The following is a 21,895-nucleotide window of genomic DNA, read 5'->3' as shown; positions in this document are numbered from 1 at the left end:
CACTTGCGGTTATTTCCAATCGCCTCGCAGTGCCTGCACTTTCTCTTGCATCCGTGACGCTGAGGCGTCATTGGGTGGCACAGGTGCGCCGGCTTCTATCTCCAAGCGAGACCAAAAACGCTGTGGTAAGCCTTTACATGCTCTGCCACGAGCACGACTGAAAAAGCTGCCCCACAACCCTTTGATCGCCATCGGCATCACCGGAACTGGGCTGCGGCGTAAGATGAGGTCAATACCGCGCATAAAGGGCTGAATCTCTCCATCAGGGGTGAGCCGTCCTTCAGGGAAGATGCACACAATATGGCCTTCGTTCAACGCTTGTTCTACGTCATTAAACGCGCGGCGTATTGAACTGCGGTTAGAGGCGGAAATGGGGATTACTCCTGCGGTGCGCAAAAAGCGATTCAAGAGCGGCAAAGAGGCGTACTCTTCTTCCATCACAAACCGGATCAATCTCGGGCAGACCGCACTGAGCAGTAACGCGTCCATATAGCTGACGTGGTTGCACACGATGAGCATTCCGCCTTGTTCTGGCAAGTGGTGCAGATTTTTGTGTTTGACGCGATAGAGAGTGTGGGTCAGCAGCCAAACCAAAAAACGGACGACAAACATAGGTGCGGACAAGAACAGGTATGCTGCCACGAGTAAGTTGAGTAACGCTAGCAGAGCAAACAGCGACGGAATGCTCATCTCAATCACACTCAGGCAAATAATGCCGAGAATGGCACTGGCGACCATAAACAAGGAGTTGATGATGTTCAGCCCGGCGATCACCTGCGCCCGCTCGCTCTCTTTAGCTCGATGTTGCATCAGTGCGTACAACGGCACAATAAACAGTCCGCCACAAGCGCCAATCATCAACAGATGAAAAAACAGAGGCCAAAGTGGTTCAAAGCCAATGAATTCAGCGAAGGTTTGGAACTGTGGTAAACCCTCTTGAATGGCGGTGGCCATTTGGTAACCGAAAATGGTCATGCCGATGGCACCAATCGGTACAATGCCCACATCGATACGTTGTTTGGACAGTGTGTTACACAAGAGAGAGCCGAGCGCAATGCCGACAGAAAAGAGTGCCAAAAGAAATGAGACTGCGCTCTCGCTGCCATTGAGATAGTGCTGGGTAAAATTAGGGAACTGAGTCAGATAGGCTGCGCCTAAAAACCAGAACCAACTGATCGCCAGTGTGGCCTTAAAAATGACCGGATCCGCTTTACTAATAGAGAGTGTGTGCTTGGTCTGGCGATAAGGTTGCCAGCGAAATTTAATATTGGGCGCGCTGGCCGCAGCCATCGGAATCGCGCGACTCGAAAGGTAGCCAAACAGAGCGAAGATCACCACACTCAGCGCAGCAATGTATTTTGCCTGTTCAGCAGAGGCAATAATGCCTGCGCCAAGCGTACCGAGCAAAATGGCGATAAAAGTGCCCGCTTCAACCAGTGCGTTGCCCGGCAACAGCTCTTTAGTCGTTAATTGTTGCGGCAATAACGCGTATTTGACTGGCCCAAAAAATGCCGATTGGGTGCCCATCAAAAAGAGTAAAAGCAGCAAAACGCCGTAGCTTTCGGTAATAAAGCCAATTGCACCAAGCAGCATGATGGCAATTTCAAATAATTTAACTTTGCGGATAAACCACGACTTTTCGTATTTATCGGCCAACACACCGGCGGAGGCGGAAAATAGGAAAAAAGGCAGAATAAAAAGTCCTGCCGCTAAATTGATAAATAGATTGCTTGAAATTGGTAGCGCACCTGTGCCCGCAAAAGCAACAAACAGCAACAAAACATTCTTAAAGATATTGTCGTTAAAAGCGCCGAAGAATTGTGTGACAAAATAAGGCAAAAACTTTCGTTGTGTTAACAGCGAAGGTTGTCGATTGCGGGACATGATTAAGCCTTGTGGTTACCAGTTGGCAAGATAATTAGACAATAGATTGTTAATCAGCTGTTTGCCATCTACCGGTTCGGCTGAAAAAAACTTGTCGTCGACGCTTAAGAGTGTAATACCATGCACTCCGGACCAAAGCACTCGGCTGGCTTGCAATACTTCAGAGGGATTATGCTCAGGGCTTATCTGGATGAGTAAAGATTCCAGCATGCCTGTCATGTGATCGATTCGCTTCGCTTGCCACTCTGGTAGTTCAGCGCCGTTCATGTTGTGTTCGAAAATCAGTTGCCACCGGTATGGGTTACGTTGGGCGAAATCATGGTAGCAATAGGCGAGATTAAACAGCGCTTGCTTACTGTCCGGAGAATTTTGCATGGCGGTCATGGCTTCGTTAGACAGCTCATCCAAGGTCTGAGCAATGGCATGGAGCAAGAGCAAATTGTAGTTGCCAAAAACATTGACCAAAGTACTGGGCACATAACCAATCATGTTTGCCAATTTACGTAAACTGAGTTCGTGATAGGAATTTTCGCTGAGGAAATCTTTAACGGTTTGAAGGGTTAAGGCAACCAGTTCTTCTCTGGTGTGATCGTTTCTACGGGCCATTTTCTGCTACTACAAATTGAACAACGTTCGATATTTTAGACGTGTCTGATATACCCGTCAATAATTCATCGCGGTGTAAATCGTTCTCTGTAGCAATATTCTGATACAAGTCCAATTCTCGCCAGCATTTAAAAGCAACTAAGATACTTGTATGATTCCAAGTGACCAATTCTCTTGTTAGCGCGCCATGACTTGGCCTTCCCGAGGATTGGAATTTGTTTCAATAAGATAACAAAAGGATAAAGATGAAACGTTTATTATCGATTGTTGCCCTGCTCATCGTCTCTGTCGCGGTAATGCCGATTGCAGAAGCGAAAAAGTTTGGTGGCGGTAAATCGCTCGGAAAGAGCTACAAAACCGCACCTGCACCAAAACAACAGCAGCAGGATACCAACACCATCGGCAAAGATCAGGGTGCGAAACAGGGTTCGAAGAAAGGTCTCATGGGCGGAATCCTAGGGGGATTGTTAGCAGGTGGCTTGCTGGCGGCTTTCTTCGGTGGTGCGTTTGAAGGCATTCAGTTTATGGATATCCTGATTATCGGCCTGATTGCCTTTATCATCTTTAAACTGATGCGTAGCTTGCTTGCCGCCAAGCAGGGCAGTATGAATCAGCATCGTCAACAGCCTGCATTTGGTGGTCAAGCGCCTAAGTTTGAACAAGCCAATGTACATAACTTTGAACAAACAGCGGGTTCTTCATCCAATGGCAGTTTTGGTTTTGCCAATCAATCTGATGTGCCGCACAACTACCCACCAGGGTTTGACCAAGTCGCATTTGTCAATGGTGCGCGTGAGCATTACCGAACACTGCAAGGTGCTTGGAACCATAATCAGTTGGATACGATTGAAGAGTACGTTTCGCCAACACTGTTTGCCGATCTGAAAGCAGAGCGTGAAAAGCTCGCTGGTGAGCAGCATACGGAAGTGATGTATGTCGATGCACAGATCGTTCGTGCCGAGTACGACGACACTAAAGCGCAGTTGAGCTTGCAATTCAGTGGTCGCTATCGTGACGCGGTTGAAGGCATTGAAGAAGATATCGAGGACATTTGGCACTTAGAGCGTGACCTAACCCAAGACAACGCGCCTTGGCTGATTGTCGGTATTCAGGGATAAAAACAACCCCTTCCAATTTAGTCTTACTAAAATCCCGCTCATCAAGGTGAGCGGGATTTTTTATTGCGGTAATTTTATTTGGCTATCAAGCCGTTGACGTTTTGATAAGCATCGTTAATACGATGATCAAGTCCAGAAGCAAAACAAAAAAGCCAGCTCAATGAGCTGGCTTCTTGTGTATGGTGGAGGGGGACGGATTCGAACCATCGAAGGCGGAGCCGGCAGATTTACAGTCTGCTCCCTTTGGCCACTCGGGAACCCCTCCAGAGGGTTTTTATACTTAGAAAGTGTTTTCCCAACACGGCTTTCCAAGTGCTTTCTCATGACAAGATCACAAGAAACAATATGGTGGAGGGGGACGGATTCGAACCATCGAAGGCGGAGCCGGCAGATTTACAGTCTGCTCCCTTTGGCCACTCGGGAACCCCTCCAGGGATTTTTATACTTAGAAAGTGTTTTCCCAACACGACTTTCCAAGTGCTTTCTCATGACAAGATCACAAGAAAAAACATGGTGGAGGGGGACGGATTCGAACCATCGAAGGCGGAGCCGGCAGATTTACAGTCTGCTCCCTTTGGCCACTCGGGAACCCCTCCAGGGATTTTTATACTTAGAAAGTGTTTTCCCAACACGGCTTTCCAAGTGTTTTCTCATGACAAAATCACAAGAAAGAATATGGTGGAGGGGGACGGATTCGAACCATCGAAGGCGGAGCCGGCAGATTTACAGTCTGCTCCCTTTGGCCACTCGGGAACCCCTCCAGGGTGTTTTTCTTTTCACTAACTGAAAAGCTTAAGCGACGTTTTCCCAACGCATCGCTCAAGTGCGGAGCGCATCATAACAAACCATTTGTGACTGTAAAGCCTTTTTCTGGCGTTTTTGGTTTGAATGCTTCCTTTTTGGGCAAAGTTGCCAGAAAGTATTCATTTTGAGTGTTAAGTCGCCATTTGATCTGAATGGTCGCTATCGTGCGTATAAGGTTTGCGATAATTTACACAACTTGACGTTACCTGAGTTTTGAGCTGATAAACTAACAAACTCAAATACTTTTGCTCTGCTTGGCGGTTCCCGTCAAATAAAACGTATTCAGATGAATTGAGCAAAACTCTCCAACTTACATTCTTTGATTGATGGACTATGAATAAGCGCATTCTAATTTCTATGTTGGTGCTCACTTTGTCAGGACACTCGTCGCTGGCAAGCGCTGCACCTAAAGGGCCAACCGCAGTGACGGTGGTTGCAGAACAGGTTCAAACGCACCAGATAAACCAGTCGCTCTCTTTGGTTGGTAAGCTTGAGGCGGTACAGTCGGTGGTGATCGCCTCTGAAGTCTCCGGAAAAGTGGAGTCGATTCAGGTGAAAGCGAACCAAAACGTGCGCCAAGGGCAGTTATTGATTAAGTTGGAAGATGGCAAGGTACTGGCGGCGCAAACAGAAGCGAACGCTTATTTGAAGGATGAGCAGCGTAAACTGAAAGAGTACGAGCGTTTGGTAAAACGCAATGCCATCACCCAAACCGAGATAGACGCACAAAAAGCGAGTGTTGAGATTGCCGAAGCCCGTTTGGCAGCAGCAAAGGCGAGTTTGAACGATTTGCATATCTCGGCGCCGTTTGCGGGCACTGTCGGTTTTATCAATTTTAGCCGAGGGAAGCTGGTCAGCGCTGGAACGGAATTACTGACATTAGACGATCTTTCGCTGATGCAGCTCGATCTACACATCCCAGAACGTTATTTGTCACAGATTTCGCTGGGAATGGCAGTGACGGCCAGCTCTAATGCATGGAAAAATGAGACATTCCAAGGAAAGATCGTCGGCATCGATTCACGCATCAATGCCGAGACGCTCAACCTGCGCGTTCGTATCCAATTTGCCAATCCAGAGAACAAGCTTAAGCCGGGCATGTTGCTCAATGCGGCCTTAGCTTTCCCTGCCATCGAAGCGCCGATTATTCCAGTGCAGGCATTGGAGTACTCTGGCACAAAACGCTACGTCTACGTGATTGATGAACATAACAAAGCGCGCCGAACTGAGGTACGGCTTGGAGCTCGGGTTGAAAACCAAGTTGTGATCGAATCGGGCGTCAATATAGGCGACAAAATTGTGGTGCAAGGCATCGTCAATATGCGCGATGGCGTGTTGGTCAAAGAGCTTGTTGGTAGTGCCAACAGCGCTCAGCCAGAAACCAAGAAGGATAGCTAACCATGCTGTTGTCTGATGTGTCGGTCAAGAGACCGGTAGCAGCGCTGGTACTGAGTTTGCTGCTGTGCGTGTTTGGCTTTGTCTCTTTTACTAAGCTCTCAGTGCGGGAAATGCCCGATATCGAGAGTCCGGTTGTGTCGATCAGTACCCGTTATGAAGGGGCATCGGCCACCATCATTGAAAGTCAAATCACCTCGGTGCTGGAAGATCAACTTTCTGGCATCAGTGGGATTGACGAAATATCTTCTACCACGCGCAATAGCTCTTCGCGTATCACCATCACCTTTGAACTGGGTTACGACCTCAACACGGGGATCAGTGATGTGCGAGACGCGGTAGCCCGCGCGCAGCGTGCTCTGCCGGAAGAAGCCGATGATCCGATTGTCTATAAAAACAACGGTAGCGGTGAGGCGTCAGTCTACATCAATTTAAGCTCATCAGAAATGGATCGCACTCAGCTCACCGATTACATTGAGCGCGTGTTGATGGACCGTTTTAGCTTGATCACTGGTGTCAGCTCGGTGGATGTTTCTGGCGGTTTGTACAAGGTGATGTACGTCAAATTGCAACCGGAGTTGATGGCGGGGCGCAGTGTCACCGCTACCGATATCACTTCGGCACTGCGCAGTGAAAACCTCGAAAGCCCGGGCGGTGTGGTGCGAAACGATCAGACGGTGATGTCGGTCAGGACAGCGCGCAGCTACAAAACCGTGGAAGATTTCCAATACTTGGTGGTCAAACGGGCCAGCGACAATACGCCGATCTATCTGAAAGATGTGGCGGATGTTTTCATTGGCGCCGAGAACGAAAACTCGACGTTCAAGAGTGACGGCGTAGTCAACGTCAGCATGGGGATTGTACCGCAATCGGATGCCAACCCGCTGGAAGTGGCCAAACGTGTCCATGAAGAAGTGGAGAAAGTGCAGAAGTTTCTGCCCGAAGGCACCCGTTTAGCGATTGATTATGACTCGACGGTGTTTATTGAGCGTTCCATTTCTGAAGTCTACAGCACTCTTTTTATCACGGGTGGCTTAGTAATTTTGGTGCTGTATATTTTCATCGGTCAGGTGAGAGCAACGCTGATCCCGGCGGTGACGGTACCGGTGTCACTGATTTCTTCATTTATTGCCGCCTACTACTTCGGCTTCTCGATCAACCTCATTACCTTGATGGCGCTGATTTTGTCGATTGGTCTGGTGGTCGATGATGCCATTGTGGTAGTGGAAAATATTTTCCACCACATTGAGCAAGGTGAGCCGCCACTGTTGGCAGCCTATAAAGGTACTCGCGAAGTCGGTTTTGCGGTTATCGCCACGACTTTGGTGCTGGTGATGGTCTTTCTGCCTATCTCCTTTATGGATGGTATGGTCGGCTTGCTGTTTACCGAGTTTTCAGTGTTATTGGCGATGTCGGTGATCTTCTCGTCTTTGATCGCCTTGACCTTAACGCCAGTACTGGGCAGCAAAATGCTCAAAGCCAACGTGAAGAAAAATCGATTCAATGATTTGGTCGATTTTCTCTTCGCCAAACTGGAAACCGCTTATCGCGCCGTGCTGAAAAAAGCTTTGGCGTGGCGCTGGCTGGCTCCCGTCATTATTCTCGCTTGCGTAGGGGGCAGCTACAGCTTAATGAATCAAGTGCCGGCGCAATTAACACCACAAGAAGATCGCGGTGTGATTTTTGCCTTTGTACGCGGCGCGGATGCAACCAGCTACAACCGCATGGCGGCTAACATGGATTTGGTCGAACAGCGTTTAATGCCGTTACTTGGGCAGGGCTTCTTGAAGTCATTCAGCATTCAATCGCCCGCGTTTGGCGGACAAGCTGGCGACCAAACCGGTTTCGTTATCATGATTTTGGATGATTGGAACGAGCGTAACGTGACGGCGCAGCAAGCACTTGGCGAAGTGCGCAAAGCCTTAGCGGGGATTCCGGATGTGCGCGTGTTTCCGTTTATGCCCGGATTCCGTGGAGGTTCAAGCGAACCAGTGCAGTTTGTTCTTGGTGGCTCAGACTATGACGAGCTAAAAGTGTGGGCGGAAAAACTGAAAAATCTCGCCGAAGAGTCACCGATGATGGAAGGGGCAGAGATCAACTATTCGGAGAAAACCCCTGAGCTGGTGGTGTCGGTAGATAAGAAGCGTGCGGCTGAACTGGGCATTTCGATTGCCGATGTGTCAGACACGTTAGAAATTATGCTGGGCGGCAAAAAAGAGACGACCTTTGTCGACCGAGGCGAAGAGTACGATGTTTACCTGCGTGGTGATGAAAATCGTTTTAATAACGCCGCCGATCTCAGCCAGATCTACCTACGCACAAGCAGTGGCGAGCTGGTTACGCTTGATACAGTGACGAAAATTGAGGAGATCGCCTCGTCCATTCGTCTCTCTCACTACAATAAGCAGAAAGCCATTACGGTCACGGCGAACTTGTCTGACGGGGCAACCCTAGGCCAAGCATTGGAGTTTATGGATCAGCAAGCGATTGAGTTGTTGCCGGGCGATATTTCGGTCAGTTATTCCGGTGAGTCGAAAGACTTCAAAGAGAATCAGTCCAGTATTGTATTGGTGTTTGCGCTGGCGTTATTGGTTGCCTACTTAGTACTGGCAGCGCAATTTGAGAGCTTCATTAACCCGCTAGTGGTGATGTTTACCGTTCCTATGGGGGTGTTTGGTGGTTTCCTCGGGCTGATAGTGATGAGTCAAGGACTGAACATCTATAGCCAGATCGGTATGATTATGCTGATCGGTATGGTGACGAAAAACGGCATCTTGATCGTCGAATTTGCCAACCAGTTGCGTGATCGCGGCTTTGAGTTCGAAAAAGCGATTGTCGATGCGGCGGCGAGGCGTCTTCGCCCGATCTTGATGACGGCCTTCACCACACTGGCAGGCGCTATTCCACTGATTATGTCCAATGGGGCCGGATATGAGAGCCGCGTTGCTGTCGGTACGGTGATCTTCTTTGGTATGGCGTTTGCCACGCTGGTGACTCTGCTGGTGATCCCGGCGATGTATCGCTTGCTATCTCGTCACACTGAAGCTCCCGGTCATGTCGAAGCCGAGTTGAATAAAGCGCTCAGCCATGATACCAAAGGGCGGGTAAGTCACGGTTGATGCCAACAGAGGCTGGATATGATCAAAAGGAAGGTAAAGTGGCAGAGTTTAAATATCAGCAGTTGACGCAGGAGCAGCAGGATAAGTTGGATGCAGCGGCATTTCGTCGTTTACTGGCCCATCTTGATGCCAATAAAGAGGTGCAAAACATCGATTTGATGATTTTGGCCGGTTTTTGCCGCAACTGCTTTAGTAAGTGGTACTTGGCAGAAGCGCAGGCGCTGGAACTGGATATCAGTCTCGATGATGCCAGAGAAAGGGTGTATGGCATGAGCTACGATGAGTGGAAAGCCAATCACCAGCCGCCAGCCACGCCAGAACAATTGGCTGCTTTCGAAAAGAAACAGCAGAAAGCGTAAAAACATGCCCGCCAGTGTGCGGGCATGTTTCTTTTCAGAATTGCTTCATTTTTTATGCATCATGCAGGGCAACAAAGGGGTTCGACGCAGCCATCACGTTCGATGATCGCCAGTTGCTCTAAATAAGGCGTAATATCGCCAATATTGTGTTCGACCCACTGCGGGTTGTAGTAGGTGTCGAGGTAGCGCTCGCCGCTGTCGCACAGAAGAGTGACAATCGAACCTTGCTCACCACGCTGCTTCATTTCACACGCCAATTGCAGCACGCCATACAGATTTGTGCCAGTGGACGCGCCGACCTTGCGACCAATCAGCTTGGATAGCCAATGTGCACTGGCGACTGAAGCGGCATCGGGGATCTTACGCATTTCATCGACCACGCCAGCAATAAAACTTGGCTCGACGCGTGGGCGGCCGATCCCTTCTATCTTGCTGCCTGCATCCAGTGTGATTTCTGCGTTTCGCGATTGGTAGTAATCAAAGAAGACCGAATTTTCTGGGTCTACCACGCACAGTTTGGTGTTTAGTTTCTGATAGCGGATAAAGCGGCCGATAGTGGCTGAGGTGCCGCCGGTGCCCGGGCTCATGACAATCCAGCTCGGCTCGGGGTGCTCTTCCAGCGTCATTTGGCTGAAAATTGAATTGGCAATGTTGTTGTTACCGCGCCAGTCGGTCGCACGTTCTGCATAGGTAAATTGGTCCATGTAATGGCCATTGAGTTCTTGCGCTAAGCGGCGTGATTCGGCGTAAATTTGATCCGAGCGATCGACAAGATGCGCTTGGCCACCATAGAACTCGATCTGCTCAATTTTTTTGCGTGCAGTACATTTTGGCATCACGGCGATAAATGGCAGGCCAAGTAGACGCGCAAAATAGGCTTCAGACACCGCAGTACTGCCCGATGAAGCTTCAATTACTGTGGTTTCCGGACCAATCCACCCGTTACAAATCGAGTAGAGAAACAGGGAGCGCGCCAAGCGGTGCTTGAGAGAACCGGTTGGATGGGTACTTTCATCTTTAAGATAGATATCAATGCCTTGCAACGAAGGAAGGTCGAGTTTGAACAGGTGGGTATCCGCTGAGCGTTGATAGTCCGCTTCAATCTTGCGGATGGCGTTGTTAATCCAGTCGTGATCAGTACACATGTTGGCTTTCCATAATGGGTTCGATAGTGACAAAGTACCTACTCATGTGGAGAAATGCTTTGCTTTCTCGTTGGTGATTTCTCTATATTGTAGAAAAATTTTCTCTGAAAGCGGTGAAACTGAGATGTTAGATAAAACCGATCGCACCTTGTTAGCGCTGTTGCAGCAAGACGGCACTTTGTCACTCAATGATTTGGCCGAGAAGGTGAACTTAACCACCACGCCGTGTTGGAAACGCTTGAAGCGCCTTGAAGACGAAGGCTTTATTGAAAAGCGAGTTGCACTTCTCAATGCAGAAAAGTTGGATCTCTCCTTTATAGCCTTCGTGCAAGTGAAAACCTGTGACCACTCTTATGCTTGGTATGACCGTTTTGTCTCAACCGTTAATGAGTTTCCAGAGGTGATGGAGTTCTACCGTATGGCAGGGGAATACGACTACATGATGAAAGTGTTGGTTAAAGATATGAAAAGTTTTGATGAGTTTTACAAGAAGTTGGTCAACAGCGTCGCGGGGATTTCCAATGTGACCTCGACTTTTGCCATGGAACCGCTCAAGTATACCACTGCGTTGCCGTTAAACGCGTTGTAGCGCTTTGTACAACGCAGTGATCGAATGCTGCTTATTTGTCGGTGAAGCGCATCACTCCTTCCTGCACGGCGGTAGCGACGAGGTGCCCTTGCTGATTGTAGATCTCACCGCGTACCAAACCGCGCGTGTTTGAAGCGGTTGGACTTTCTATCACGTACAGTAGCCACTCATCCATCTTGAATGGACGGTGAAACCAGATCGAGTGATCGATGGTGGCGACCTGAAAATTGGGCGTCATTAAAGATACGCCATGCGGGTGTAGCGCGGTGACCAAAAATCCCCAATCGGAAGCGTAAGCGAGTAGATACTGGTGGATCAGTTGGCTGTCAGGCATGTCGCCATTGGCGCGAATCCACAGACACTGTTTCGGTTCAGCTTTTTGCGGTTTGAGCGGGTTAATCACCGTCACAGGGCGGGTTTCAATCGGCTTTTCGCCGCAGAATGTTTTGCGCAGTTTCTGTGGGAGAAACTCAGCAATATGGCTGGCGAGCTCTGTCTCCGAGGCGAAATTCTCCGGCCCTGGAATATCGGGCATCTGATTTTGATGTTCAAACCCCGGCGCATCGCCGTGATAAGAAGCAGTGAGGTAAAAAATCGGCCGGCCATTTTGCACCGCTTTGACGCGTCGAGTGCTGAAACTTCGGCCATCGCGCAGGTTTTCTACATCATAAATGATCGCTTTCTCGGGATCGCCCGGATAGAGAAAATAGCTATGAAAGGAGTGCACCGTTCGATCTTCCGACACAGTATAGCGAGCCGCTGACAGTGCCTGACCCAATACCTGGCCACCATAAACTTGAGGAAGGCCGAGATTCTCACTTTGCCCGCGGAAAAGACCTTCTTCCAGTTTTTCTAATTGCAGTAAACTTAGGAGTTCTTTTAAGGGTTTACTCATAATTTGGCGTTCCTTTGAGTGACCTGTGTCATGTTGTTGTTGGTTCTGATTGGTACGCGACAGTGAAACCGTTATTTTTAGCTTAGTCAATATCAGGCGTAAAGTTCTGTTGTGCAAGACAGATCCCAATCGCGAGCCTATAATCCTTGGTGAACTATCAATGAGATCTGTTTTATGAAGAAAATTATTTACGCCGTAATGTCATTTTTCGTTGGCGTTATTCTAGTCGGTTGTCAAAGTGCTGAGCCGATTGTTCAGGAGCAGGGCATCAAAACCATTAAAGGAACGGTCAGTTATCGTGAACGTATTGCGTTGCCGGATGATACGACGGTGATTGTGCTACTTGAAGACGTGTCACGCGCGGATGCGCCATCGAAAGTGATCGCAAAATACAAGGTCATCACCAATGGCGCACAAGTGCCAATATCATTTGACTTGGCTTACGATACAAAGAAAATCGATTTCAAGCACACCTACAATGTTCGTGCGCGCATTGAAGTGAATGGACGTTTGCGATTTACCACCGACACCATCACGCCAGTTGTGACTGATGGCAGCAGAACGCATCACGTTGATTTAATGCTGGTCGGTGTACGTTAACCTCAAGATTTCTCATGCTTTCGAGAATGGCAGCCGTTATGGCTGCCATTTGTATTTGCGCAGATTGATCCGCCCGCTTTGATTGACCTCTATCTGTTCGGCTAAGAGCTTTTCTCTTTGCCGCACAAAATCCTCTCCGCTGAGTGATATTTTCCCTTGGCTATTGATCACCCGAAACCAAGGTAATTTGCTGCCTTCGGGTAAGTTACTCAGCGCTTTGCCGACATGGCGTGCATAGCCGGGATAGCCAGCCATCCGTGCAACTTCTCCATAAGTCGTCACCTTGCCGAATGGAATTTGGTGAATCACGGCAAAGATTTGTGGCAAAAATTGGTCCATACTGAAACTGTCCTAGTTCGTGATTACCAAGGATTGGTAAGCCAGACATTCTGGAAAACGAGCCCGCTTAGCGTACACCCTTTTACCGTAAAGTTTCCATCGTTACGCTGAGTCTGAGTTGTACAGATACGGGTCTTAAGGAGGCGCTATGATATTTTCCGTACTTCAATTTGTCATCACTAGCTTGCTGGCGGTGGTGTGTGCCAGAGCCATCAGTATGAATCCGGGGGACATCCCAGTTTTGGCGTTGGTAATCCCAGCGTTATGGATTCTGCCTCAAGGCGGCTTCTTTGGCCTTATCCTACTTGCGGCCATGACGGCTTACGGCCTGACTCTACCTTTGCAGCCGATTGCTTTGTCCGTCTGTGTCTGGATTCTGTTTCCACTTTTGATGGTGGTTTTCTCGCGAAAAAGCAGCCTTGGCGTGCTGTTGACCTCCGGCATGATTGTCCTCACCTTACAAGTCGGCATTATGGTAACCCAATCGGCAGGAAAGCTCGGCGGCACACCCTGGGTCACGGTCGTGCAAACTTTGTCTGTGATGGTGATTTGGTGGGCGGCACGTCATTGGAAACCGTCAAATCGTCATAGCTGGTGGCCGCTGCTGCTGCTGATCCCTCTTTGGGTCGCAGACCTGCCCAACGCCGTTTTAGTCGCGCTGTGTATCACTGGCATTATGGCCTGCATGGAAAGTTTGAATACACTGAAAAGCTTCTCGTGGAATACCTTATTGTGTTGGACCCTGCCAACCGTCGGGTTCGCCGCTCTGGTGGTCACGCCAAGCGTTGAGGTGCCTAACTCTGTCTTTGTGGTTTGGATCTGTTTGCTTGGCACCGCTTGGATGACCGACTACATCCTCAAAGCGGCGGAAGAGATGGAAGAGCAAGATTAAGCTTGGCAAGAAAAGTGACCAATATTAAAGAATGCTAATTTACCGTATGCATATTTATAATAATTGGTATATGTTTCATATCAATCACTCAGGCTTATTGAGTTATTCCTAGATAATTAGCAGAAAAAGTTGTCAGTATGGTCAGGGAAATTTGTTGGCTGCTGGTTGGCCTGTTGTTTTGCCTTCCGCATAGCTCGTTGGCAAAAAACAAAGAAATCACAGTCGCCACGGAAGCGGATGATGTCGTCACGCGCATTTTGTTTGATGCCTTAGCGGAGCATTTTTCACTGGATGTTCGTTATGTCCATCAACCAAGCTTCGACGAAGTGTTGCATTCCGTCGCCATAGGGCAAACCGACTATGCTGCCAACGTCACTTACACTCCTGAACGTGCCAAACTGTTTAATTATTCCTATCCCACTAATATCGAATACACCTATCTCTACTCGTTTAACGAAAGTACCTTGGACGATGTGTCTGTGGTTGGAGTACCCGATGAGACAATTTATAGCGAGCTGATTGCGGCCAATTATCCGCATATTAAGCAGGTGAGCTATCAGGGCCATGAACAGGCATTCCAATTGCTGGAAACGGGAGCGGTTGACGGCGTTGTCGATGCCATCAATCAGCTAAAACCGATGCTGTTACGAGGTCTGGATGCGCAGCTACTTAATGACCAGATCTCGATTAAGCCAGTGTCGATTGTCAGTGCGAAAGGCCAACACGAGAAAGAGCTTGCGGCGTTCGCCAAATACATTCATAGCGAAGCGGTACAAAAGCGCATTCGCGATGAGATCAGCGACTATCAATTTTCCATTCGTAAAAGAGCACTGCAGATCGCCCTTGCGAGTACTCGTATCGATTTAAATCAGCCGCTTACAATTAAACTAGAGCCGATTTTCCCTTACGTGATTTATCATCCTGATGGTCGCATTGACGGCATTACCGCTGACGTGGTGCAGCAGAGCTGTCAGATTTTGGCCCTCAACTGTCAAATAGTCAGCCATGCCAATGAGACGTGGGGAAACATGTTGGGCGAGTTTACCAGGCAAGAAGTGGATATGATTGCACCGCTCACTTATACCAGCGCCCGTGAACAGATTGCCCAGTTTACCGTCCCTCACTATGCTCCCCAATCGGTGATGGTTAAACGCATCGGCTACAAGGAGAAGGTCTATTCGCATGTTTCTCAACTGATCGCGGAGAAAATCGGCGTGGTCAAAGACGACTTCTTTGATGCTCTGCTTAGCCAGATGTTGCCGCTTAAAGAACTTGTACGCTATCGGGATCGCCAGCAGATGGTCGAGGCTTTACTCCGTGGAGAAGTCGACTACATCGCCATGGATACCGCCACACTAAATTATTTGCTACGTACTAAATCGATGCCAGCCATTGAACAAGACGACGCGATCGGTGTTTTCCACCATTCTAAAATATCGATTGGTCTCGCCAACAATGGCCGTGGGCGAGAACTCGCCCCCTATTTTTCAAAAGCGATTCAAATGCTCGATCTGGATGCCATCACTGAGCGCTACGATCTGCGCCCAAATTGGCGCAGTTCTTTGGAGATGGAGCAGCTATTTGCGTCGCGTACGCAGGCGCTGTTTACTGCGCTGTTTCTCTTTGTCGGGGTCATCTCTTTTTATCTCTATCGTCAGTCGAATACCGATAACCTCACCGGGCTGGGGAATCGTCGCTCACTGGTGCAGAAATATGGCAAAGGCATACCCAGTGATTTGACGGTTCTTTACATCGATCTCAACCAATTCAAACCGATCAACGATACTTATGGCCATCATAGTGGAGATATGGTGTTGAAGAGGATTGGCCAGCAGATCCGCCAGCAATGGTCGGGCAAAGCATTTCGTGTCGGTGGGGATGAGTTTATCCTGATTGGTAAAATCAAGCAGAGCGAAGTGAACGAATCATTACAACGTTTCAGTCGGTTTGTGATTGAAACCGATCTGCTCGGTATGCCGTTGGTGGTCACGGCGTCGGTTGGTATTTCACGAACCAGAAAACAGTACATGAGTTTGCAGCAGGCGTTGCACTTAGCGGATGTGGATATGTACCAAAACAAACATCAGCAGCGAGAGATAGGGTACTCTTAAGCCCTTGTTTATCTGTTGCGCTTGAAAGGTGATGAGGTCACATCATGCCATTTTGCGCAAGAGTTAAGCGGTCAAACCGCCATGTCGGGATAATTACGAGATTGGGGTTGCAATCCGTCAGGCGATGCTTAATAATCGTGCCCACGTTAGGCGGCAGCCCAACAACAGAATCGACGGGGCTCTGGTCCTCTCGCAACAATAATTCGTGAACTCGGTCAGGTCCGGAAGGAAGCAGCCGCAGCGAATGACTTGTGTGCCGGGATGTGGCTGGGGCCCCACCCAATGTGATGTTTGCAAAATAAGTTCGCATAAATTGCAGGCTTTCTTCATATTTGCACCATAAGTTTTCATAGTCTATTTTTTTGTTGTAGGTTTACAACAAAAGTGACTTGGCTATGTTTGACCAAACTAAGAAATCATCTCACGTACACAACATCTGTAAGTTCATGAGCTTGAAGAACGATGCTGTTGTTCGCACTCTTTCCATTTTGGAATTCGATTTCTGTTTTCACCTCGAATACAACCCAAACATCAAAAGTTTTACCTCTCAACCTTTTGGCTTCCACTATCAGTTCAATAATCGCAAGTGCCGATATACTCCAGACTTTTTAGCAATAGATCATAATGAGCAATCAACATTCTTCGAGGTCAAACACTCTAGCCAGATTCTTAAACCTGATTTTAGGGAGCGCTTTGAAGAGAAGCAGAGAGTAGCGTTGAGTGAGTTCAACAGACGGTTAGTTCTCGTTACTGAAAAGCAAATCAGGATGGGACCAACACTAGATAACTTTAAGTTGTTACACCGCTATTCAGGATTGCGCACAGTGACCGAGTTTCAAAAGCGAGTTTTGGCTTTTATTCAACGCAAGCAAATGGTCAAGTTGCAAGAGGTGTCTTTGTATTTTGGTCTATCAGAGCAAGACACACTTATCTCTACTCTACCTTGGATCTCTTCGGGGCACGTTAAAACAGACCTCAACACGATTGGCTTTGGTCTAGAAACCTGCGTTTGGTGCTAACTATGCCACCTGACTCTAATAACATATTTGGGTTCTTTGATGAGTTTGAAGCGTCAGAAGAAGAATCACAGTTGCTCCCAAAAGAACTAATTCTAGAACCCGTTGAAATATCATCGACCATAGATAGTTTGCCAGCAAAAATTCAGGAAGAGGTTCTTCGCCGCATAAAAGTGATTACCTTTGTGGAGAAGCGCTTGAAAGGTGGGTGGACTGAGAAAAACTTGAACCCCATCTTAAGTCTCGTTGAGTCAGAATTACAGCTGACTCCCCCTAGTTGGCGGACTGTAGCAACTTGGAATAAATCCTACTCTGAAGCAGGTAGAGAACCATGGGCACTTATTCCGAAGCATACGTTTAAGGGCAATCGCCAGAAAGAAATGGATTCGCAATCCTTGATTGATGAGGCAATTCAGAACGTATACCTGACACGTGAACGACTTAGCGTTGCAGAAGCATACCGATATTATAAGAGTCGAGTGATTCAAATGAATCGAGGGATTGTTGAAGGCAAAATCAAGCCAATTGCTGAACGTTCTTTTTACAATCGAATAAATGAGTTACCCCCTTATGAAGTGGCGATTGCGAGATTTGGTAAACGATATGCAGATCGGGAGTATCGCTCGGTTGGTCAGCAGGTCGCTGCAACTAAAACTATGGAGTTTGTTGAAATAGACCATACCCCAGTTCCAGTGATTTTGATTGACGATGAGCTAGATATTCCTTTGGGCCGCCCGTATTTGACGATGCTTTATGACCGTTTCAGTAAGTGCATTGTTGGTTGCAGTATCAACTTTAGAGAGCCAAGCTTTGACTCTGTTAGAAAGGCTCTGTTGAATTCACTTTTGGATAAAAGCTGGCTTAAAGCAAAGTATCCATCGATTGAGAATGAGTGGCCTTGCCACGGTAAGATTGATTGCTTGGTCGTCGATAACGGTGCCGAGTTTTGGAGTCAAAGCTTGGAAGATTCGTTACGGCCTTTGGTGTCCGATATTCAATACAGTGAAAAGGCGAAGCCTTGGCGAAAGTCAGGGATCGAAAAGTTGTTCGATCAAATGAATAAAGGGTTAGTTAACGCGCTGCCTGGAAAAACCTTCACCAATCCTACTCAACTACAAGATTACAATCCAAAGAAGGATGCGGTGGTTAGGGTATCGGTATTTCTTGAATTACTTCATAAATGGATTGTCGACTATTACCACATGACGCCTGATTCTAGACAGCGCGAGATCCCATACCACAAGTGGCACCAATCGAAATGGACGCCGTCTTACTATGATGGTGCTGAGAAGGAGCAACTCAGAGTAGAGTTAGGATTGCTTAGACACAGGACGATTGGAGTGGCCGGGATCAGGCTGCATAACTTACGCTATCAGTCCGCCGAGCTTATTGAATACCGGAAATATTGCACACCTAATAATGGCAAAAAGCTGTTTGTTAAGACAAAAACAGATCCTTCTGATATCAGCTACATTCATGTTTACCTAGAATCAGAAAAGAAGTACATAAAAGTTCCAGCAGTAGACAACCGCGGGTATACAAACGGACTTTCACTTTTTGAACACCAGCGCATACAAAAAGTACGCAGACTGAACACCAAGGATCTTGCTGATGATGAGGCTCTTGCGGATACATTTCTATATATGAAAAAACGTATCCACGAAGAAACCGATAGATTCCGTCGTGTTAAAAGTAGCAAGCCCAACCTTCCTAAAACAGGTAATACGTCGAAACTAGCAAAGTTTAATGATGTCGGATCTGAGGGACCAAGCTCAATCAACGTGACTCCTGTTAAGCTCAAATCTGAGGTTGCTTCCTATGCCTCAGAGTACTTAGATGACGATGATTTTGAAGATATTGAAGGGTATTAGTTTGAATTTAACGCCAAAGCAGCTTGAGCAGCTAAAGTCCTTTGAAACCTGCTTTATCGAGTATCCCGCGATAACTGAAATCTACTCCATTTTCGATCAACTTCGTTTCAATCACTCTTTAGGGGGTGAACCAGAATCTTTCTTGTTAACTGGTGAGGCTGGAAGTGGAAAGACAGCTTTGATCAACAACTACTTGTCACGTTTTCAATCGGGTTCAACTTGGGGAAAGCAGCCAGTATTAAGTACTAGAGTGCCAAGTCGTATCAATGAACAGAATACGCTGACCCAATTTTTGGTTGATTTAGATTGTAAATCAGGAGGACGAGGGGTTCGGCGCCGTAATGAAATTGCGCTTGGCGAAGCGGTTGTAAAGCAACTTAAACGTAAATCTGTTGAGCTGATTATTGTTAATGAAATTCAAGAGCTGGTTGAGTTTTCAACCGCAGAACAGAGACAAGTTATTGCCAACACATTCAAATATATAAGTGAAGAAGCAAGAGTCTCGTTTGTGCTAGTGGGTATGCCTTATGCTGATGTGATAGCGACAGAACCACAATGGAACTCGCGGCTAAGCTGGAGGAGAAGGATAGATTATTTCAAATTGTTGAAAGCGAAGGGTCATTCGAGTAGAACGGCATCTTATGGGTTTGACTTAGAACAAAAAAAACATTTTGCCAGATTTGTCGCGGGTCTGAGTTCAAGGATGGGCTTTGATGAGCCACCAGTACTTACAAAGAATGAACTGCTATATCCTTTGTTTGCAATGTGCCGAGGAGAATGTCGAGCGTTAAAACACTTCTTGAAAGACGCGTTGCTTATGAGCTTCAACGACAATGCGGATACGATAGACAAAACAATATTGTCACGCACTTTTGCATTTAAGTTCCCCTACCTAGATAACCCGTTTGATCGTCCTTTAGAGCAGCTTAGTCTTCATCAAATTGACTCTGGTTCTGCTTACCACTTAAATGCAATCACCACTGAAGATAAAATAGTAGCCCCTCGTTTTACGGACGCCATTCCGTTGAGCATGCTATTGAGCAAAAATGGGCTTAAAGCTTAGAGGCTACTTTTCACGGCTTAGGTTATCCAACAGCGCTGCTTTCTCTTCGTCACTCATTTTGTCAATCACGCAAGCCAGTTCAGCACTTAACTCGTTTCTACAGAAAAAGTAGTTTAGTGGTACGTTTAACTCTTCAGCCATTCGTTCGAGCGTGCCAAGATCGGGCACATGTCTACCTTTCTCATAGTGGTTCATTCGCCCACTCGCCGAGCTGGGTTCCATACCTATTTTCACCCCTAAATCTTTTTGGGTGATTTTGGCTTTTTTACGCGCAGCTTTGAGCCTTTCTGGGATTGGGTTGTTTTTTTGCACTTACACATTTCTTTTCAACCTCTAGGTAACTTAGATTGTCTAAGTTTTACTGATTTTTGTATACTTAGCAATCCTAAGTTTTAGCTGTTTGTACTAGTGATATGAATAAAGTGATAAGAATTAACCCTCACATGTTTAACCTATTGATTGAAAAAGGAATGGATGGCTTTTCAGTCATAGATGCTAGGGATACTCTACTAAACAGTGATGTGACCTTCCCGAGTAAGGATGACGCTCGAAAGTACATTTATAAGCAACTTCTATCATTCGAGGAGAAAGGTTGGCTTTCTGTTGTTGGGACCCACAGAGCGAAACGTTACCATCAAACTAGCGAGTTCAAAGCACTCACAGTCGAGCCCCGAGTGGCTAGAAAGAGTAAAGTTAACGTTGATCCAATAGCGATTCAAATTGCTGATACCTCTCTAACTGCATTGGAGCAGGAGAAAAAACAATATGAAGGAGAGCTTGCGATTACTCTTGGGGAGATAGAGGAATATCAGTCTTTGTTGACGCGCTTCCCCCATAGCAGACAAAAGATGCAACCTCTATTTAGCGCAGCGCGAGAGCGATCAGCAAAGCTATTGGGCAAAATCAATGCACTAACCAATTGGATGAAAGTCGCACAAGGTAAGGTGTAACAATGCTAAGGGTATGGCAAGCCGACTGTACAGAGCTGGCTATCAATAAATTTGCATCCAATAGACGACCGCATTTCTTCTGCCAAGCGACTCCTGGTGCAGGTAAAACCGTTATGGCTGCCGAGGTAGCAAGGCGCTTATTTGAAGAAGGTATGATTGACTTAGTGCTCTGTTTTTCGCCATCTTTGTCTGTAGCAGAAGGGATGCAAAAAACGTTTGCATGGAAATTAGAGTGCTCATTCAACGGAGGGTTAGGTTCTCTGGGAGGATCTTATACTTACCAATCTATCCGTTTTTTTGACGATAACTTTTGGAACACTATCAGCAAACATCGAGTCTTAGTTGTATTTGATGAAATTCATCACTGTTCGTTTGAAGAAGATGGTCGATCAAACTCTTGGGGTGTAGAGATAGTCTCAAAGATACAAGGACTTGCACGATACACGCTGGCATTGTCAGGCACTCCTTGGCGTTCAGACAGACTGCCGATTGTGATGGCAGAATATTCTGACCCTGAAGGGATGCTTATCTGCGATTACCAGTATGGCTTAAAGCAAGCGGTTGTAGACGGAGTTTGTCGCCAACCGAAAATTGTCTTAATCGATAATGAGCATTTGAGTATTACGTCTGGAGGCAATAGGCAACATTTTGCGTCCATTTTGGATTGCCTTAAACAATCTGATATTTCTTATCAAAGCGTCATTCACAATGAAGAAGCGATGCATTACATCTTGAACAGTGCCTGTAAAAAGCTAGCGCAGATCAGGGAACTTTCGCCAAACGCAGGCGGGTTAGTGGTCGCTGCTTCTATCAAGCACGCGAAAGATATTCAAAAACGCTTGGTCGAGCAGTTTAATCAATCAGCCAGCATTGTTACTTATCACCATGTAAACCCACTAAATGAAATTGAATCTTTTCGACACTCGAATGTTCAGTGGATAGTCAGTGTTGGGATGATAAGTGAAGGTACGGATATTCCTCGGTTGCAGGTTTGCTGTCATATGAGCTCAGTGTATCCGCCCCATGAACCCACGGGGCGATATTGTTAGTGTTTGAAGTTCCAAGGCAGGAGTGCATCGATATCAGGTTCCGCTTTCGCTAACTCCTGCATGCACTTGACCATGTAGTCGTAAAGGATA

The 21,895-nt window shown here is 47.2% G+C and carries 18 protein-coding genes, 4 tRNA genes, 1 other RNA gene and 1 pseudogene; 14 read left to right on the top strand and 10 right to left on the bottom strand.

The features are described 5' to 3' along the window. Nucleotides 1-9: 9 nt before the first annotated feature. Nucleotides 10-1,884, bottom strand: a complete 1,875-nt coding sequence (locus UF06_RS13695; protein ID WP_045570937.1) for an MFS transporter — start codon at nt 1,882-1,884, stop codon at nt 10-12. A gap of 15 nt (nt 1,885-1,899) precedes the next feature. After that, entirely contained in the window at nt 1,900-2,490 is a 591-nt protein-coding gene (locus UF06_RS13690; protein ID WP_039464453.1) for a TetR-like C-terminal domain-containing protein, read from the bottom strand. Between the two features lie 245 nt (nt 2,491-2,735). On the opposite strand from UF06_RS13690, the gene UF06_RS13685 reads away from it, so the two are divergent. Then, nucleotides 2,736-3,608, top strand: a complete 873-nt coding sequence (locus UF06_RS13685) for a Tim44 domain-containing protein (protein WP_045570936.1) — start codon at nt 2,736-2,738, stop codon at nt 3,606-3,608. 180 nt (nt 3,609-3,788) lie between these two features. Here the strand turns inward: UF06_RS13685 and UF06_RS13680 are convergent. The 4 genes from UF06_RS13680 to UF06_RS13665 all read right to left on the bottom strand — a co-directional run bounded on the left by UF06_RS13680 (nt 3,789) and on the right by UF06_RS13665 (nt 4,369). Continuing rightward, nucleotides 3,789-3,873 (bottom strand) — tRNA-Tyr (locus tag UF06_RS13680). An 81-nt stretch (nt 3,874-3,954) separates the two neighbouring features. Continuing rightward, nucleotides 3,955-4,039: transfer RNA gene (locus UF06_RS13675), tRNA-Tyr, on the bottom strand. Nucleotides 4,040-4,119: 80 nt separating this feature from the next. Then, nucleotides 4,120-4,204, bottom strand: a tRNA-Tyr gene (locus UF06_RS13670). 80 nt (nt 4,205-4,284) lie between these two features. Then, a tRNA-Tyr gene (locus UF06_RS13665) sits at nt 4,285-4,369 on the bottom strand. A gap of 376 nt (nt 4,370-4,745) precedes the next feature. Between UF06_RS13665 and UF06_RS13660 the strand changes: the two genes are divergently transcribed. From UF06_RS13660 to UF06_RS13650, 3 genes are read left to right on the top strand one after another with little or no spacing between them, the layout of a single operon-like run. After that, complete coding sequence (locus UF06_RS13660) at nt 4,746-5,810, top strand: efflux RND transporter periplasmic adaptor subunit (RefSeq protein ID WP_045570935.1); 1,065 nt, start codon at nt 4,746-4,748, stop codon at nt 5,808-5,810. 2 nt (nt 5,811-5,812) lie between these two features. After that, complete coding sequence (vexH, locus tag UF06_RS13655) at nt 5,813-8,926, top strand: vibriobactin export RND transporter permease subunit VexH (protein ID WP_045570934.1); 3,114 nt, start codon at nt 5,813-5,815, stop codon at nt 8,924-8,926. A gap of 38 nt (nt 8,927-8,964) precedes the next feature. After that, nucleotides 8,965-9,285, top strand: coding sequence for a DUF1244 domain-containing protein (locus UF06_RS13650; RefSeq protein ID WP_039445713.1), 321 nt, complete (start codon nt 8,965-8,967; stop codon nt 9,283-9,285). 59 nt (nt 9,286-9,344) lie between these two features. Here the strand turns inward: UF06_RS13650 and UF06_RS13645 are convergent, their stop codons facing one another. Further along, entirely contained in the window at nt 9,345-10,430 is a 1,086-nt protein-coding gene (locus tag UF06_RS13645) for a PLP-dependent cysteine synthase family protein (protein ID WP_039433807.1), read from the bottom strand. A gap of 124 nt (nt 10,431-10,554) precedes the next feature. Here UF06_RS13645 and UF06_RS13640 point away from each other — a divergent pair, with 124 nt between their 5' ends. Then, complete coding sequence (locus tag UF06_RS13640; RefSeq protein WP_039445624.1) at nt 10,555-11,019, top strand: Lrp/AsnC family transcriptional regulator; 465 nt, start codon at nt 10,555-10,557, stop codon at nt 11,017-11,019. Between the two features lie 31 nt (nt 11,020-11,050). Here UF06_RS13640 and tesB read toward each other — a convergent pair whose 3' ends face one another. Further along, the gene (gene tesB, locus UF06_RS13635) at nt 11,051-11,914 is read right to left on the bottom strand and encodes an acyl-CoA thioesterase II (RefSeq protein WP_045570933.1); all 864 of its coding nucleotides are present in this window, start codon (nt 11,912-11,914) and stop codon (nt 11,051-11,053) included. 174 nt (nt 11,915-12,088) lie between these two features. Here tesB and UF06_RS13630 point away from each other — a divergent pair, with 174 nt between their 5' ends. Continuing rightward, nucleotides 12,089-12,514 (top strand): YbaY family lipoprotein, encoded by a 426-nt coding sequence (locus UF06_RS13630; protein ID WP_045570932.1) that lies wholly within the window; start codon nt 12,089-12,091, stop codon nt 12,512-12,514. 36 nt (nt 12,515-12,550) lie between these two features. Here UF06_RS13630 and UF06_RS13625 read toward each other — a convergent pair whose 3' ends face one another. Continuing rightward, complete coding sequence (locus UF06_RS13625) at nt 12,551-12,853, bottom strand: DNA base-flipping protein (RefSeq protein ID WP_045570931.1); 303 nt, start codon at nt 12,851-12,853, stop codon at nt 12,551-12,553. Nucleotides 12,854-13,001: 148 nt separating this feature from the next. Here UF06_RS13625 and UF06_RS13620 point away from each other — a divergent pair, with 148 nt between their 5' ends. The 6 genes from UF06_RS13620 to UF06_RS13600 all read left to right on the top strand — a co-directional run bounded on the left by UF06_RS13620 (nt 13,002) and on the right by UF06_RS13600 (nt 19,806). Beyond that, a complete protein-coding gene (locus tag UF06_RS13620) occupies nt 13,002-13,745 on the top strand; it encodes a hypothetical protein (RefSeq protein ID WP_039433796.1) in 744 nt (247 codons plus the stop codon). A 137-nt stretch (nt 13,746-13,882) separates the two neighbouring features. Then, complete coding sequence (locus tag UF06_RS13615; RefSeq protein WP_045570930.1) at nt 13,883-15,856, top strand: GGDEF domain-containing protein; 1,974 nt, start codon at nt 13,883-13,885, stop codon at nt 15,854-15,856. A 179-nt stretch (nt 15,857-16,035) separates the two neighbouring features. Beyond that, an RNA gene (gene ffs, locus UF06_RS24520) (signal recognition particle sRNA small type) lies at nt 16,036-16,132 on the top strand. A 119-nt stretch (nt 16,133-16,251) separates the two neighbouring features. After that, nucleotides 16,252-16,875 (top strand): TnsA endonuclease N-terminal domain-containing protein, encoded by a 624-nt coding sequence (locus UF06_RS13610; RefSeq protein WP_017420303.1) that lies wholly within the window; start codon nt 16,252-16,254, stop codon nt 16,873-16,875. Between the two features lie 2 nt (nt 16,876-16,877). After that, nucleotides 16,878-18,743, top strand: coding sequence for a Mu transposase C-terminal domain-containing protein (locus UF06_RS13605; protein ID WP_045570929.1), 1,866 nt, complete (start codon nt 16,878-16,880; stop codon nt 18,741-18,743). Continuing rightward, nucleotides 18,709-19,806: a TniB family NTP-binding protein gene (locus UF06_RS13600; RefSeq protein WP_045570928.1), complete on the top strand. Its 1,098-nt coding sequence runs from the start codon at nt 18,709-18,711 to the stop codon at nt 19,804-19,806. Before UF06_RS13605 ends, UF06_RS13600 begins: the two co-directional genes overlap by 35 nt. Nucleotides 19,807-19,809: 3 nt before the next feature. Here UF06_RS13600 and UF06_RS13595 read toward each other — a convergent pair whose 3' ends face one another. Further along, nucleotides 19,810-20,118: a helix-turn-helix transcriptional regulator gene (locus UF06_RS13595; RefSeq protein WP_017420300.1), complete on the bottom strand. Its 309-nt coding sequence runs from the start codon at nt 20,116-20,118 to the stop codon at nt 19,810-19,812. Nucleotides 20,119-20,219: 101 nt separating this feature from the next. Here UF06_RS13595 and UF06_RS13590 point away from each other — a divergent pair, with 101 nt between their 5' ends. Continuing rightward, on the top strand, nt 20,220-20,756 hold the full coding sequence (locus tag UF06_RS13590) for a hypothetical protein (protein WP_020480147.1): 537 nt from the start codon (nt 20,220-20,222) through the stop codon (nt 20,754-20,756). 2 nt (nt 20,757-20,758) lie between these two features. After that, a pseudogene (locus UF06_RS13585) lies at nt 20,759-21,769 on the top strand (DEAD/DEAH box helicase family protein); the annotation flags it as partial. Nucleotides 21,770-21,895 lie beyond the last annotated feature (126 nt).

The organism is Vibrio sp. S234-5 (genome assembly GCF_000960595.1).
GTDB lineage: Bacteria > Pseudomonadota > Gammaproteobacteria > Enterobacterales > Vibrionaceae > Vibrio.
Note: the sequence above shows the minus strand (reverse complement) of the source record. Positions and strands in the feature narration are given on the sequence as shown.

Excerpts from the sequence above, each read along its gene's own strand:
- UF06_RS13695 (WP_045570937.1), bottom strand. The coding sequence starts at position 1,884 with ATGTCCCGCAATCGACAACCTTCGCTGTTAACACAACGAAAGTTTTTG.
- UF06_RS13690 (WP_039464453.1), bottom strand. The coding sequence starts at position 2,490 with ATGGCCCGTAGAAACGATCACACCAGAGAAGAACTGGTTGCCTTAACC.
- UF06_RS13685 (WP_045570936.1), top strand. The coding sequence starts at position 2,736 with ATGAAACGTTTATTATCGATTGTTGCCCTGCTCATCGTCTCTGTCGCG.
- UF06_RS13660 (WP_045570935.1), top strand. The coding sequence starts at position 4,746 with ATGAATAAGCGCATTCTAATTTCTATGTTGGTGCTCACTTTGTCAGGA.
- vexH (WP_045570934.1), top strand. The coding sequence starts at position 5,813 with ATGCTGTTGTCTGATGTGTCGGTCAAGAGACCGGTAGCAGCGCTGGTA.
- UF06_RS13645 (WP_039433807.1), bottom strand. The coding sequence starts at position 10,430 with ATGTGTACTGATCACGACTGGATTAACAACGCCATCCGCAAGATTGAA.
- UF06_RS13640 (WP_039445624.1), top strand. The coding sequence starts at position 10,555 with ATGTTAGATAAAACCGATCGCACCTTGTTAGCGCTGTTGCAGCAAGAC.
- tesB (WP_045570933.1), bottom strand. The coding sequence starts at position 11,914 with ATGAGTAAACCCTTAAAAGAACTCCTAAGTTTACTGCAATTAGAAAAA.
- UF06_RS13630 (WP_045570932.1), top strand. The coding sequence starts at position 12,089 with ATGAAGAAAATTATTTACGCCGTAATGTCATTTTTCGTTGGCGTTATT.
- UF06_RS13625 (WP_045570931.1), bottom strand. The coding sequence starts at position 12,853 with ATGGACCAATTTTTGCCACAAATCTTTGCCGTGATTCACCAAATTCCA.
- UF06_RS13620 (WP_039433796.1), top strand. The coding sequence starts at position 13,002 with ATGATATTTTCCGTACTTCAATTTGTCATCACTAGCTTGCTGGCGGTG.
- UF06_RS13615 (WP_045570930.1), top strand. The coding sequence starts at position 13,883 with ATGGTCAGGGAAATTTGTTGGCTGCTGGTTGGCCTGTTGTTTTGCCTT.
- UF06_RS13610 (WP_017420303.1), top strand. The coding sequence starts at position 16,252 with ATGTTTGACCAAACTAAGAAATCATCTCACGTACACAACATCTGTAAG.
- UF06_RS13605 (WP_045570929.1), top strand. The coding sequence starts at position 16,878 with ATGCCACCTGACTCTAATAACATATTTGGGTTCTTTGATGAGTTTGAA.
- UF06_RS13600 (WP_045570928.1), top strand. The coding sequence starts at position 18,709 with ATGACGATGATTTTGAAGATATTGAAGGGTATTAGTTTGAATTTAACG.
- UF06_RS13590 (WP_020480147.1), top strand. The coding sequence starts at position 20,220 with ATGAATAAAGTGATAAGAATTAACCCTCACATGTTTAACCTATTGATT.